The organism is Dyella terrae, assembly GCF_022394535.1.
Taxonomy (GTDB): domain Bacteria; phylum Pseudomonadota; class Gammaproteobacteria; order Xanthomonadales; family Rhodanobacteraceae; genus Dyella.
The window spans coordinates 645263-659271 of record NZ_CP089414.1 but is presented as its reverse complement, the minus strand read 5'-3'; the positions used below and the strand labels follow the sequence as shown (position 1 = coordinate 659271).

The following is a 14009-nucleotide window of genomic DNA, read 5'->3' as shown; positions in this document are numbered from 1 at the left end:
TCAGTCTTTGGTTATGCACATTGTGAAGCAGCGCCGCCGTCCGCACGGCAGCCGGCCCAATGCTTGATATGATAATCATTCGCAACTAGGATGTGCGACTTTTCGTAAGAAGTTGCCTCCTCGCCATGCCCTCCCTTCGACGCGCCGTCCTGCTGGCGCTTGCCGGCACCGCCTACACCGGTGTTGCCAGTGCCCAGCAAGAACCTGCCCCGCTACCCGCCTCCACCGATGCCAAGAAGCCCGCCAACCTGGAGGGCGTCACCGTGGTGGGCGACTGGCTGAGCGAAGCGAACCAGAACGTGGTGGCCAACCATCCCGGCGCACGCACCGTCATTCGTCGCGAAGACATGCGCGAAGCCGGCGCCGTGAACCTGCGCGACGCATTGCGCAAAGTGCCGGGCGTGCAAGTACAGGAGAGCAACGGCACCGGCGGCAGCGATGTGTCGCTTAGTGTGGGCGTGCGCGGATTGACCTCACGCCTCTCACCGCGCTCGACGCTGCTGCTGGATGGCGTACCCATTGCCGTGGCGCCCTACGGGCAGCCTCAGGTCTCGATGGCGCCGGTGGCGCTGGGCAACCTGCAGGCCATCGATGTGGTGCGCGGGGGCGGCTCCGTGCGTTATGGGCCGCAGAATGTCGGCGGCATCATCAACTTCGTTACGCGCGACATCCCGCAGAACTTCGGCGGCGATGCGGGCGTGCAGTTGCAGGGCGGCGAGTACGGCGGCATCCGCACACAGAGCAACCTGTTCCTTGGCGGCACCACAGCATCGGGCCTTGGCCTCGCCTTGCTCTACAACGGCTCCCTCGGTCCGGGCTATCGCGAGAAGGAAGACAACGAAAGCATCGACGATCTCATGCTGAAGGCAAAGTACGCTCTCAGTTCCACCGATGAGATCAGCGGCAGCCTGCATTACTACGACGGCCAGGCAGGCATGCCCGGCGGCCTCACTCAGGCCGACTACAACGCCGACCCGTTCCAGTCGCGCCGTCCGTTCGATGACTTCCACGGTCGCCGCCAGGATGCCGTACTGCGCTACAGCCACACCGATGACCGGCGCAGTTTCGAGGTGCAGACGTATTACACCCAAAGCTTCCGCGGCAGCCATATCGAAACCATCACGCAGAACGCGGCCACGGGCCTGTACACGCACCAGCTCAACGCCTACCCGCGCAATTACCACACCTTCGCCATCGAGCCGCGCTACTCCCAGTTGTTCGACTGGGGGCAGTGGACGCACGAGATCAGCGTGGGCTATCGCTATCTCACCGAATGGATGAACGAGCGCACGCTGCGCAACAACAAGTTCGTCTCGCGACTGAGCTACACGCCATTCGACAGTGGCATCTATGAGGCGCCCTACGTACTCACGGGCAACAACACCGGCTCCAACGAAGCCAACGCGCTCTACGTGGACGACACCATCAATGTCGGCAACTGGACCATCACGCCAGGCCTTCGCTATGAGCGCATCAATAGCTGGTGGCAGGCGCATCCCAGTAGCACCGTTATCGTGAAAGGCCCGACCTTCCGCCGCGAGCACTACTCGCAGCCCCTGCCCTCGCTCAACGTGATCTACCACCTGACGGACGCGTGGAAGCTGTATGCCAACGCCGAAACGTCATTCGGTGCCTTGCAGTATTTCCAGATCAGCCAGAAGGATTCGAGCAACCAGTTCGCTCAGGGCCTGGAGCCCGAGAAGGCACGCACGTACGAGATAGGCACGCGTTACGACAACGGAGCCTGGGGCGGAGAACTCACGCTGTTCCGCATCAATTTCGACCACGAACTCCAGTACGTGGGCAAGCTGCCCGGCGTGCCGGACTCGGTGGATGGCTGGACCAGTCTCGGCGCCACCACGCACAAAGGCATCGAGTCCGGCGGGCATGTGGATCTAGGTGCGTATGACCCCCGCCTACAGGGCCTAACCCTGTGGGGCACGGCCACCTATACGCATGCCATGTACAAATACGGTTCGTTCGCGGGACGTGACCTGCCGTTCTATTCGCGCCGCACGGCCAACCTTGGCCTGCGCTACCAGCGCACCGCATGGACGTTCAATCTCGATGCGTTCTCGCAGTCGCGCCAGCATTCCCCAGGCTCGCCGAGCTTCGATCCCGCGCACCCCACGATCTACCAGACGATAGGCACGCCAGACGGTGACCTCGGCAACATCCCCGGCTGGACCACCTGGAACGTGCGCGGTGAATATGCCTTCGGGCCGTCACTCTCGAACCTCAAACTGGGCCTGGGCGTGAAGAATCTTTTCGACCGCCGTTACTTCACGCGGTCCACCGACAACAACGACGGGCTTTACGTGGGGCAGCCGCGCACGTATTACGTGCAGGCATCATTCGATTTCTGAGGAAGGCTTCATGAGCGGCACGCCGCAAGCACACCAACGGCGGCGTTTCCGCCACGCGCTGAAGACGCTGCATTTGTGGCTTGGGCTTAGTCTCGGTGTGCTCTTGTCCCTGGTGATGCTGGCCGGTGGCGTGTTGCTGTTCGAGCGGCCACTGCTTGCCATGACGCATCCCGAGCTCATCGGTCGCACCGTTCCCGAGCAGACGGGGCTTGGGCCAGCGCTCGAACAGATACTCGCCACCAGTGAAGGCAAGCAACTGCGCGGCATCGCCCTGCCCGGTGATGGATTGACCGCGTTTGAGGGTGTCGCAAAGAACGGCGACCGCCACTATTTCGATCCCGTCGACGGACACCCTTTGCTGGTGCGTGCCGCGAACCGCGACGTGCTGCTGGTTCTGCTGGATTGGCACACCCATCTGCTCTCGGGTGACACGGGCGAAACCGTACTCGGCATCGTGGCATGCGCCGGACTCTTCATGCTTGCTTCCGGCCTGTGGCTTTACTGGCCAGGCCGACGCCGGGCCGTTACCCACCTGAAGCCGCACGCGCATCCGCCCATCCTGCGCTGGGCAAGCTGGCATCGCATGGTCGGCGTGCTCGCGTTTCCCCTATTGCTCGTAACCATCGGCACCGGCACCACCATGGCGTATCGCGGCGCGGTGCGCACCGGGCTCATCCAGGCCTTTGGCGAACCGCAGCCGGCTCGGCCGCCCAAGGTAACCAGCGATGGCGGCGACGTCCGCTGGCCCGACTTGCTAGAGGCCGCACACGCGGCGGCCGCGGACGCCATCATCACGCGCATCAGCTTGCCGGTGCGCCCCGGCGCTGCGCTCGTCATGCGTGTGCGGCGCCCAGGGGAATGGAACCCGAGCGGCAGGAGCACACTTTTTCTCAACCCTTACACCGCCCAGGTGCTGGGTGGTGAAGATGCCACCCGACTAGGCCCCGGGGCACGCCTGGCCAACGCGCTCTTTCCCATCCATTCCGCCGCTGTCGGCGGCGGCATATGGCGTGCGCTGCTCGCCATTGGTGCCGCGCTACCCACCTTCATGCTCGTCACAGGGTTTCTGTTCTGGCGAGCGCGTCGCCGCAGGCCAGCCATGGAACGGGCCGGCTGAAAGGGGCTGATCGCTCGTTGCCGCCAAGACGATCGGGCGCATCTCACTATGCGGGCGGAAACCCCGCCCGGACGACAGAAAGGCAGCCCCTCCCCTCAATTCGTCCGCATCGCAAAAAGATGCGGCATGAAGCCCCGTTGCCTTGTTCCAGGGCGGTTTCACCAAAGCTTCCAGCCGCTATATAGTGAAGGTGATATCGATAGGATCCTGCGTTTGTACGGTCGTCACGCGCGCCTGCGCTGTTTCGGCAGGCGCTCCCATCACCGCGGCTCAGAGAAATGAAAAGGGGTGTTTATGCGCAACTCCCGCTTGTGGATGCTCTCCGCCTGCGTTATCGCGGCATGCTCATCAGCCCACGCAGACGATAGCTTCAACGACCTCTTTACCAACGGCCATGTGGACGGCCAATTGCGGTTATACGATTTCAACCGCATGTACGACGCCCGCACCACGCCCGATGCGCATGCACTATCCCTTGCCGCCCTGATCAATGCACAAACCGGCACGGTGCTCGGCGGCCTGAGTTTCGGCGGATCGTTCGTCACGGCCAATATGCTTGGCACCAAGAGCGACAACCCGGCGAAAGTAGACACCTCGTTGATGGGCCCCAACAGTTCGCTGGGCGCATGGAGCCAGGCGTTTGTGCAGTACAAGCGCGACTGGTTTCTCTTCCGCGGTGGCTACCAGTATTTGGACACGCCATGGATGGGCAACAACGACTCGCGCGTCATCCCTTCGTCCTACAACGCGCTATTGATGGGCTTCACGCCGGTAACGGACTGGAACATCTACGCCATTCGCGAGTACAGCTGGAAGAGCCGCACATCCAACGGCATGTATGCGGACAACCTGTATTACCCGTCCAAGTTCGACAGTGATTCCATGTACGGCAACAACGGCTCCTTGCCCATCAACTCACCCAAGACGCCGGGCACGTGGGCGGCAGGCACCAACTACGTCAACGGCGGCCTGAAGGCCGAAGCGTGGTACTACGACTTTCTGCGCTTCGCGCACATGGGTTACATCAACGGCAGCTACACGTTCACTACCGAAACGCCTTTCAATCCGTTCATCGCCGTACAGGCACTCACCCAGAACGGTAGTGGCAGCGACAACATTCTGGTCGAGACGAAGACCAAGCTGGTGGGCGTGGCGGGCGATCGCGTCAAGGCGCAAGCCTGGGGCGCCGATATCGGTACGTCGATCTACGACGGACGCATCGATTTTGCCTACAACAAGCTGGATGGCGAATCGGGCGCCGTTGGCGACGGTGCATTGATTTCACCGTACACGGTGAACTACGGCACCGACCCGTTATTCACCACCTCGATGATTCGCGGCCTGGTGGAAATCGGCCCGGGACATGCCTGGAAGGGTCGCGCGCTGTACAACTTCTTCGACAAGAAGCTGCAACTGGTGGCTGCCTACGCGAAGTACACGGCACTTGAGCGTGGCGACAGCCACGACCTGTACCTGGACATCATCTACAACTTCGACGGCGCGCTCAAAGGCTTTCAGTTGCGCGACCGCTGGGAACGCTCGGTGGGTGGCATCGCCAACCTCAATCCGGGCAATGAATCATTCACCTACAACCGGCTGATGATCTCTTACAAGTTCTGAGCTAGCGATGCAGGACCAACGGCGTGCGGGAACGCGTAGCGCTCCGCACGCCGCGAGGGTCATTCCAGCGTCCCCAGAATAATGCTCGATGCCTTGACGATGGCCATTGCATCCAGGCCCTCGCGCAACCCAAGCGCATCCACGCTGGCAAGCGTAATGATGGCTACCAGTACGGTGCCGCCCTTGAGCTCGATCCCCACTTCTGCATTGACCTCGCCACGCCGAATGTAAGAGACAGCGCCGGCCAACTGGTTGCGTGCCGAAAGCCGCACGGAGCCGTCAGGGATCGCAACAATGACCGAGGATGCCTTGATCAAGGCAAACGCTTTTTTTCCGGGCGCCAGACCCAGGCTCTTGGTGCTCTCGCTCGTCACGGCGGCCACCAACCGCTGCCCGCCCTGAATATCGAGCTGTATCACGTCGTTGACCGCACCAGCCTCTACCGACGCCACCACGCCAGCCAGTTGATTTCGCGCACTCGTCTTCATCAGGAATCGCCTCACAAGGTCGATGTCGGAAAGGGGATCATCAGCGAAAGCACTCAGTTGCTCCATGAATCGTTGATGCAACGCCTCCATGTGGCCAAAGACGCCAATCAGTCGGCGCGCGCGATCCGTCAGGCCAGCACCGCCGCCGCTACGCCCGCCCACAGCGCGCAGAACGAGGGGCTCGTCTGCCAGATTGTTCATGGCATCCACAGCATCCCAGGCCCCTTTGTAGCTCAAGCCAACCTCTCTCGCTGCCGCAGCGATCGAACCCAGCTCACCTATCTTGGCCAACAGGGCGATGCGATCGTGTCCGCCAAAGTTTCGCCCGTCCGACTCTAACCCCAGACTTCCCTTGATGATCAGCATGGCGTCGCTCCTGGTGGCGTGACACAAAGATCAGGCTCTCATCCATCGACCGTGGCCGCCCGCATCGAAAGCGCCCATCCCGGATCACAGCATTACCTCTAAAGCCGTCACTTGCCCAGTCCCGACACGCCCCATGGAGAAACAGACGTGATAACGCAAGCTATCCGGGAGACGACAGCAAAAACCGGTGGCACGTGGATCTAGAATGGATGCGAAGCGCCCCGCGCCACCACCTCCCCATCCGGCTAGGCAAGCGTCTTCCCGGGAACCCTATTGAACTCCGCACTCGCCATCGACCGCATCGTTTCCGTCGCAAACCCCAGCGGCGCGTGGACGTACTGGAGCCCGGGCATCGAGGACATCGTGGAGCTTGCGCTGGTGCACGGCACCGAGGTGGCACTTCCCGATCATTTTCACGATGAAGACCAGATCACTTTCGTGCTCACCGGTCGCAGGCGTTTCATCATTGGCGGCAAAGTGGTCATCGTAAAGGCCGGCGAAGGCATATGCATTCCATCCGGCCTGCCCCATCGATCCTTGCCACAACCACACGGCGTAACCTGCCTGAACATCTACACCCTTGCCCGCACTCTAGACGTGGCTGCATTACTTACTCGCCTGAAGGGTGACTGGCGCAACGAGGAGAACTTTTCGCCGGCAATACTTTTTCATGCATTCCCCGAGCATCGCGCATCCTCTGTCGAAAGCACGCCGTCATTGCCCAGTGACTTTATGACCCCAGTTCACCTCGCCGCCACGAACATCGGCATGAGTCGCGAGGGCTACTCACGGGCATTCCGACGCGCTCATGGCATGCCACCCAAAACCTTTGCGATGACTTCCAGACTTAACGACGCACGAAAGCTCCTTCGCGCGGGAACGCCACTCGTCGACACCGCGGTCATGTCCGGGTTTGCAGACCAAAGTCACCTGGGGCGCTGTTTCCGCCGCGCCTTTGGCGTGACACCTGGGCGCTACCGAGCCCGATAGCGCAGGTCACATTCGTTCCAGACAGTGCGGCCAGTGAAGCCTACGCTTCTGCACACAGCCCCTCTCGTGCCGGAACCTTCATGACCATCGCACTCAATGCCTGCCTTTACCTGCTCGTGATCGGCGCGGGCATCAGCATGGCCGTGCAGCAAGTACTCAATGCCAATCTGCGCGCCGCGATCGGATCTCCATGGTGGGCGGGCTTTACCAGCTACCTGATCGGCACAATGGTCATGCTGATGCTCGCCCTGGCAACCAAGGGTCCTCGCCTTGGCGACATGCTGTTGGCCCGGACAACACCCCTGTCCTGGATGGGTGGCGTCTTCGGCGCGATCTTCGTGGGCACGGCGATTCTGATGATTCCACGACTCGGGGCAGCCACCGTGCTGGCCCTTATCGTGGTGGGACAGATGACGGCGGGCATCGCCATTGATCACTTCGGCCTCTTTGGCGTGCCGCAACATATCGCCCATCCAATCCGATGGCTCGGCGCCGCCATGCTCATCGCCGGAGCCGTCATGGTCCGGCGCTAGAACTCTCGCCATGCGCTTGATGCCCGTCGGATTTCATGTAACTATCGTTGTTACGTGAAATCCGACAGCCGCCTTTCCTCTGTCTTGCACGCCCTTCTGCACATGGCGGAGCAGGATCAGCCCATGACGTCCGGTGCCCTGGCCGATTGCCTCAGCACCAACCCGGTCGTTGTTCGGCGAACCATGGGACTGCTGCGCGACGCGGGACTCGTCACGTCAGATCGAGGGCATGCCGGCGGGTGGCGCATTGCCGCCGACCTCTCCCGCGTCACGCTGCTTCATCTGCACGAAGCACTCGGCGAACCGGCGATCTTCGCTATCGGCAATCGAAACGAAAGACCCGAATGCCTGGTCGAGCAGGCCGTGAACGCCGCGCTGGCAGACGCCATTTCTGAAGCGGAAGCCGTCCTGCTAGAGCGCTTCGCCCACGTCACTCTTGCCGACCTTGCCACCGACTTTGCGCGGCGGCACGCACAACAACGGCGCACACGAAAGGTTTAGAACATGCACGATGTCATCGTGGTTGGAGGCAGTTATGCCGGCATGGCTGCGGCACTGCAGTTGGTACGTGCCCGCAAGACGGTACTGGTGATTGATGCCGGCCAGCGACGCAACCGTTTTGCCAGTCATTCGCACGGCTTCCTTGGACAGGACGGCGCGAGCCCCGCTGATATCGCGACCGAGGCGCGTCGCCAGTTGCAGGCTTATCCATCACTGCGCTGGATTGATGGGGTGGTCACATCAGCATCCGGCAGCAAGGACGATTTCAGCGTGATGCTAGATGATGGAGAGGCCCACTTTGGCCGACGCCTGCTGTTTGCGACAGGCGTGTCCGATGAACTCCCCGCCATTGACGGACTGGCCGAACGCTGGGGAAAGGCGGTGTTCCATTGCCCTTATTGCCACGGCTACGAACTCGATCAAGGCCGTATCGGCGTCATCGCTACCGGGCCGATGTCGGTACATCAGGCGCAGCTGCTTCCGGAATGGGGGCAAGTCACCTTTCTGACCAACGACTGTGTTTCCCTCGACGCAGATGCGCGACGCGACCTGATCCAGCGCGGCGTAGTCATCGAGGAAGCACTCATCGACAGGCTCGATGGCGACGCCGACGTGCTGCTTGCCGACGGACGACGACTGCCTTTCGCCGGACTGTTCACCGCCTCGCGCTGCACACCATCCAGCCCCGTCGCCAGCAACCTGGGTTGCGAACTGATGGATACCCCCATGGGCAAACAGCTCTGGACGGCCGAAACCAAGGAAACCAGCATCCTAGGCGCCTTCGCCTGCGGTGATGTGGCTCGAGCGCCGCACTCGGTATCTCTTGCTGTAGGCGACGGTGCCTGGGCGGGAGCGCAGATCCATCGCTCGCTTGTCTGGCCGGAAGGCTGAAGCGGCAGCGACGGTCCATCAACCTGACTAGCTCACTTCATCGGGAGCACATCGTGTCCTCGTTTTCCGACCCCGACGCCGTTGCCCGATACGCCGAGGGACCTGTCAGGCAAGTCCCCGGCTTTCACGCCCTTCAGCACATGGCATCACTCCTTCTGGCCGAGAGTGTCCCGACGGATGGTCGCGTACTCGTCCTCGGCGCGGGTGGCGGCCTTGAACTAAAGGTGTTTGCCGAAGCACATCCCCAGTGGCGACTGCTAGGCATCGATCCGTCAGCGGAGATGCTCAAGCTGGCGGAAAACACACTGGGGCCGCTCGCTTCACGCGTGGAGCTGCTGCAAGGTTATGTCGGCGACGCTCCCGATGAACGCTTCGACGGTGCCACCTGCCTGCTGACCCTGCACTTCCTCACGCCCGAGGAACGACTGCACACACTCACGGCACTACGACGCCGCCTGAAGCCAGGGGCTCCCTTGGTGGTGGCACACCACAGTTTTCCGCAGGAAGCACCCGACAAGGCCCGCTGGCTGGCCCGATACGCAGCGTTCGCGATGTCATCCGGCATCGCGGAGTCGAATGCGAAAGCAGCCATCATTGCTATCGATGCCAAGCTTCCGTTGATCTCCCCGGAGCACGATGTGGCTCTGATGCGACAGGCTGGCTTCACATCCATCGAATTGTTCTATGCGGGCTTCACGTTCAAGGGATGGATCGCCTACGCACCCGCCCAGAAACCACCTTGATGCGCCACTGGCAAGCGAGTGATTGCTGAGCGTTGTTCACAAGTGAATGCAGGCGGACGTGGATTATCACGCCATGATTCCGGGCATACCATTTGACCAAGAACACGTGATGCGTTGCGCGGCAAGCGCAGCGACGCGCGCGTCGATATCAAATGGAGTCTCCGCATGAAGATCACCCGAAATGGTTCGCGACCGTCTGTCAAAGGCTCAGCCGACTTTTTTACCGGCTCCGTCCGGATCGACAGCTTCTTCCAGGCCTACGAGCCCGCGCGAAGCGGTGGCGCGATCGTCACGTTCGAACCAGGCGCACGCACCGCGTGGCATTCCCATCCACTGGGACAAACACTGATCGTGACCTACGGCGTGGGCTGGACGCAGTGCGAAGGCGGCCCGCGTACGGAGATTCGCGCCGGCGACGTCATCTGGTGTCCATGTCAGCGTCGCCACTGGCATGGCGCCACCGACACCACCGCCATGACTCATGTAGCGATCACCGAAATGCTCGACGGCACCAATGTGAATTGGATGGAACCGGTCACCGATGAGCAGTACCTCTCAGGCCCGATCGTCAGGGACTGACCCCCATACTGCGCGGCCAGTAGGCGCGCATACCGACCAGCTAGCCGAGCCCTACCAGCCCCTGCGTGCTGAGTACGGTTCGAAGCCCGACCGCCTGCCTTATCGAACCGCACCGTCCCAAGGTCCGCTCAGGGTTGCGTGCTCAATGGGTCAACGCAACACCCTGGCGATATGTCAGCAATGGGCGGGCTGATTGATCGTTTGGAAACTAACCCATTGCATTAGAACCAAAAAGATCGAAGTGCCCAAATTCCCGCGACGAACTGGACATGTTGGCCCAACCTTGAGTCACCTCGTTCTAGCGGCCTTAGGCGCAGCCGACGAGGCCAACCTCTTCAAACCGTTTGCAACGATGGCGGCAAAGACTTTGGGATCACCATAAGCGCGTGCCGTCAGCATGGCGCCATAAACCATAGCCATGAACGATTCCGCCTCCTGTCGGGCCGAACCCTGCAGGTGGTACCGGCCCATCTGCGCGCCGCGCGTAAGAACGATCTCAAGCCAGTTGGATAAATCCACGAAGTGCGCGCGTACCGACTTGCCAAGATCGTCAGGCAACGTCGGCAATTCACTGGCGAGCATGCCGGCAACACAAAAGGGCGCCGAGGCATCGGTGATGCACTTCTCCCGATAGCCGGTGTACATCCGCAGCTGCGCCTCGGGATCAAAGTTGCCCGCGGCCAAAGCGGCTGTCTGCTCAAGGATCAGCGCTCGCGATTGCTCGACCACAGCGAGCGCCAGATCGGACTTGGCTGGAAAGTGGTGGTGAATGCTGGCCTTGCGTACCCGCACTTCTTCAGCGACGTCGGCGTAGCTGAATCCGTTGTAGCCACGCATCTGGATGAGTCGCCGGGCAGAGTCGATGAGCTTCTGTTTCGTCGCCATGCGGTCATCCTACCACTAGGTAGATATGTCATTGATTTTCCAGGCCATCAAAAAAATGTCGGCGCTAGGAGTAACCGTGGCGGTCCAGTCGACGAAGTACCTACCTACTAGTCGGATATCTCACCGCCACATGGACCCGCTCATGAACTCACTTCGCAACTTCTATTTCCTTCGTGCAGGCGTCGCTTTCGCATGGGCTGTCCTCGCCGTGCTCTTGGGATCTGCACCCGTGGCCGTCGTGGGCGCGCTGTTGGTGCTCTACCCCGCTTGGGATGCGGCCGCCAACGTGATTGATGCACGACGAAGCGGAGGGCTGCCGGCGAACCCGGGGCAAAAGTTCAACGCGCTCACTAGCATCATCACGGCGGTATGCATGGCCACGGCCTTCGCGTTACGCGGCAATGCTGGAGCGGTGCTGGTATTTGGCGTATGGGCACTCCTTGCGGGGCTGTTTCAGCTTGCTGTGGGTATTGGCCGCCGAAAGCTGGGCGGGCAAGTTTTCATGATCATCAGCGGCGCGCAATCGGCTCTGGCCGGCATCATCTTCGTCAAGCAATCCTTCGGCAATGCGCCGGGTATTGCACAACTTGCACCCTACGCAGCGTTCGGCTGCCTGTATTTCCTGCTGTCTGCGCTATGGCTGACTTTCAGGAAAAGCCAGATTCCTTCGCTGCGCGATCGCGAGGCCTCTTGAACAGGCTGTTTCTGCAGGTGCGCTGCCATTGACGACGGAGGTGTTCGTCCGCTTCGGGTGGCGGCCTCAACCGATCGATGCAACACACTAGCGACTGCGCAAGCAGCAGGAGTGTTGCATCGATCGGTTGAGGCCGCCGTCGAAAGCGGACGTTAGATGTATCGCTTGAACTATTGTGTAGTTTTCACGGTTGCCCGCCGAACAACTTCAAGCACCTTGGCTGGATCGCAGCCATAAATGCCGGCACCCCACGCGGCGTTCTGCTCAACGCAAGCCCAGCCTTTACCTTGGATATAGCCAACATCGATCACCGTTGCCTCAGGTAGGTCAACCAGGGGGTCGGCCAGCAACCCAGCCACAAAATCCTCCAGCTCTCGGTCTTCAGCCATTTCACTTTGAAATTGTGTGTCACGCTGAAGCTCCCCATTCCTCGCATAGATCGAATAGGTGACCAGCGAACGGTCGAGGACAAAGCACCGAAACTCGGATTCCCACGCCACGACATCCGAAACAAGTACCGACATATGGTCGTCGTATTCGGTGGGCAAGGATCCCCTCTCATACACGCTCGCCGGGAAGCTCTTGTCATTCGGTGGTTTAACGAACGCCGCGGTTTCCAACCCTCGAGCTTCACTAAGCGTGGTGAGGCGTATGTTCCGATGCTTGTATGCATAGGGCAGCCGCACCAACCAATCCTCTGGTGGACTCAGGAGCTCCAGTCCCAGTTGCTCCGCAATCGTCTGTGCAAATAACGCCTCCACATAGAGTGCAATGTCGTCCCGTGACCGAAAGTGGTCTGGCACGCGCCAACCGCCCAACCTCTCAACGGTCCATCCCAGCTGCGACGCAGCTCTCCAGAGCGCTTGTGTATCGTCGGTGTATCGGGGTGTCAGGATAAGTGTCGTCATCTTGCGCCGCTGGGTTCCTTGCATCCTTGATACTCGCCCTAGATCACGGGCAGCGTTTTGACCTATAGCCGAATCAACTATTGGAGTCCGCCATGGGTCGAAAGCGGTCCTTCCGTCCCGGCCCGTCGTTTCAGTCCTGCTTATCAAGGTTCGAGACGGGATCACCAGACCGCGATGCCGTCGCCGATTGAAATACGCGTCGGAGTTCCAGGGCACCAGTCGGAGAGCGACTGCCCGGGCGGGGCTGATTCGGATCCGCGACCACCCAGTGAAAGACCACCTCGGCATCTACGAACTGGCGTGCACCTGGTCCAAGATGCATTACCGCATCAACAACGGTCTGATCAAAACGCTTTACCGAACCATCCACGTCGCCTTGCTCAACACCAAACAGAATAGAACACGCATCGTTCTTCAGATCGTAAAGCCAAGCCCCATGACGGAAATCAGTGGCGTACATCCCCCGAACTCGGAACGCGAGTCCTTCACTATCGGCCCCGAGATGGGCCAAATCACAAACAGTTACCGATTTGGGCATGCTTGAAGCTGCCACGGAGGAACAGGGCCAAGACGCCACCAAGAGCGCCAGGGCGACAATCGCATTTCCGGGTTCTGTGATCATGGTCGCCAACTGATCTCGCCAATGCCCCATCGCCATCCATGTCCGCCGAGGATCGAAGCGGACACTCCCAGAATGTAGCCGTAAGCGCTCGTCGGCATCCCTGATCACCAGCAGTAGGGCCGTCGGCGCTCACCGAAATTGATGTTCAGCCCGACCGGAATCCGCAGGCTGCACTGGCGCAGCCCTCGTCGTCGTGCGTCAGGCCCATCGACGTGATATCGATCACGGCAGCTCGCGAAGCTTCGCAATGGCCGACATCGCACTGGGCCAACCGGCATAGAACGCCAGATGCGTCACCATCGCCGCGAGTTCCTCCTTGCTTACACCGTTCTCCAGGGCGAACGGCATGTGAAAGCTCAGTTGCTCGACCTTGCCTGTCGCCACCAAGGCGGCGCAGGTGATCAAGCTACGGTCGCGCTTTGACAACGCGGCGTCTTCCCACACCTGACCGAACAGCACATCGTCCGTAAGTGCCGCTAACTGCGGCGCGACGTCGCCTATGGCATTCCGAGCGCGTCCGGCCTTATTTGTTTCGTTCATGTCGATGACCTCGTGGCGTAGCGGGCACGGGGATGGCCCGCCCTCTCCCGCATCAATGTAGGCCACGAAAACCCGCAGAACTGAGACGGGAAGGACCGCATGGGCTTTTGAGCTAAGTTCATCAATGCAGCAAGATGCATCACGCTTTCGCGCCGCGCCCCTCCGA

General features: G+C 60.8%; 15 protein-coding genes. 10 read left to right on the top strand and 5 right to left on the bottom strand.

Features of this window, described 5'->3' with window-relative positions; translation table 11 throughout:
* Nucleotides 1-125: 125 nt before the first annotated feature.
* From DYST_RS02685 to DYST_RS02675, 3 genes are all read left to right on the top strand, one after another.
* Nucleotides 126-2366, top strand: coding sequence for a TonB-dependent receptor family protein (locus DYST_RS02685; protein WP_239949846.1), 2241 nt, complete (start codon nucleotides 126-128; stop codon nucleotides 2364-2366).
* A 10-nt stretch (nucleotides 2367-2376) separates the two neighbouring features.
* Complete coding sequence (locus DYST_RS02680) at nucleotides 2377-3483, top strand: PepSY-associated TM helix domain-containing protein (RefSeq protein WP_239949845.1); 1107 nt, start codon at nucleotides 2377-2379, stop codon at nucleotides 3481-3483.
* 294 nt (nucleotides 3484-3777) lie between these two features.
* Entirely contained in the window at nucleotides 3778-5103 is a 1326-nt protein-coding gene (locus DYST_RS02675; protein ID WP_102304539.1) for a hypothetical protein, read from the top strand.
* Nucleotides 5104-5162: 59 nt separating this feature from the next.
* On the opposite strand, the gene DYST_RS02670 is transcribed toward DYST_RS02675, so the two are convergent.
* The gene (locus DYST_RS02670; protein WP_239949843.1) at nucleotides 5163-5957 is read right to left on the bottom strand and encodes a TOBE domain-containing protein; all 795 of its coding nucleotides are present in this window, start codon (nucleotides 5955-5957) and stop codon (nucleotides 5163-5165) included.
* 273 nt (nucleotides 5958-6230) lie between these two features.
* On the opposite strand from DYST_RS02670, the gene DYST_RS02665 reads away from it, so the two are divergent.
* The 6 genes from DYST_RS02665 to DYST_RS02640 all read left to right on the top strand — a co-directional run bounded on the left by DYST_RS02665 (nucleotide 6231) and on the right by DYST_RS02640 (nucleotide 10194).
* Nucleotides 6231-6947, top strand: coding sequence for an AraC family transcriptional regulator (locus DYST_RS02665; RefSeq protein WP_239949841.1), 717 nt, complete (start codon nucleotides 6231-6233; stop codon nucleotides 6945-6947).
* Nucleotides 6948-7027: 80 nt separating this feature from the next.
* Nucleotides 7028-7480: a DMT family transporter gene (locus DYST_RS02660; RefSeq protein ID WP_239949839.1), complete on the top strand. Its 453-nt coding sequence runs from the start codon at nucleotides 7028-7030 to the stop codon at nucleotides 7478-7480.
* A 54-nt stretch (nucleotides 7481-7534) separates the two neighbouring features.
* Nucleotides 7535-7981: an RrF2 family transcriptional regulator gene (locus DYST_RS02655; protein WP_239949837.1), complete on the top strand. Its 447-nt coding sequence runs from the start codon at nucleotides 7535-7537 to the stop codon at nucleotides 7979-7981.
* A 3-nt stretch (nucleotides 7982-7984) separates the two neighbouring features.
* Entirely contained in the window at nucleotides 7985-8872 is an 888-nt protein-coding gene (locus tag DYST_RS02650) for an NAD(P)/FAD-dependent oxidoreductase (RefSeq protein WP_239949835.1), read from the top strand.
* Nucleotides 8873-8925: 53 nt separating this feature from the next.
* A complete protein-coding gene (locus DYST_RS02645) occupies nucleotides 8926-9615 on the top strand; it encodes a class I SAM-dependent methyltransferase (RefSeq protein ID WP_239949833.1) in 690 nt (229 codons plus the stop codon).
* Between the two features lie 165 nt (nucleotides 9616-9780).
* Nucleotides 9781-10194: a (R)-mandelonitrile lyase gene (locus DYST_RS02640; protein ID WP_239949831.1), complete on the top strand. Its 414-nt coding sequence runs from the start codon at nucleotides 9781-9783 to the stop codon at nucleotides 10192-10194.
* Between the two features lie 288 nt (nucleotides 10195-10482).
* On the opposite strand, the gene DYST_RS02635 is transcribed toward DYST_RS02640, so the two are convergent.
* Entirely contained in the window at nucleotides 10483-11079 is a 597-nt protein-coding gene (locus DYST_RS02635) for a TetR/AcrR family transcriptional regulator (RefSeq protein ID WP_239949830.1), read from the bottom strand.
* 25 nt (nucleotides 11080-11104) lie between these two features.
* Between DYST_RS02635 and DYST_RS02630 the strand changes: the two genes are divergently transcribed.
* A complete protein-coding gene (locus DYST_RS02630) occupies nucleotides 11105-11773 on the top strand; it encodes a hypothetical protein (protein WP_239949829.1) in 669 nt (222 codons plus the stop codon).
* A gap of 170 nt (nucleotides 11774-11943) precedes the next feature.
* On the opposite strand, the gene DYST_RS02625 is transcribed toward DYST_RS02630, so the two are convergent.
* The 3 genes from DYST_RS02625 to DYST_RS02615 all read right to left on the bottom strand — a co-directional run bounded on the left by DYST_RS02625 (nucleotide 11944) and on the right by DYST_RS02615 (nucleotide 13843).
* Nucleotides 11944-12705, bottom strand: a complete 762-nt coding sequence (locus DYST_RS02625) for an ATP-grasp domain-containing protein (RefSeq protein WP_239949827.1) — start codon at nucleotides 12703-12705, stop codon at nucleotides 11944-11946.
* A 106-nt stretch (nucleotides 12706-12811) separates the two neighbouring features.
* Complete coding sequence (locus DYST_RS02620) at nucleotides 12812-13141, bottom strand: hypothetical protein (RefSeq protein WP_239949826.1); 330 nt, start codon at nucleotides 13139-13141, stop codon at nucleotides 12812-12814.
* A gap of 384 nt (nucleotides 13142-13525) precedes the next feature.
* Nucleotides 13526-13843: a carboxymuconolactone decarboxylase family protein gene (locus tag DYST_RS02615; RefSeq protein WP_239949824.1), complete on the bottom strand. Its 318-nt coding sequence runs from the start codon at nucleotides 13841-13843 to the stop codon at nucleotides 13526-13528.
* Nucleotides 13844-14009 lie beyond the last annotated feature (166 nt).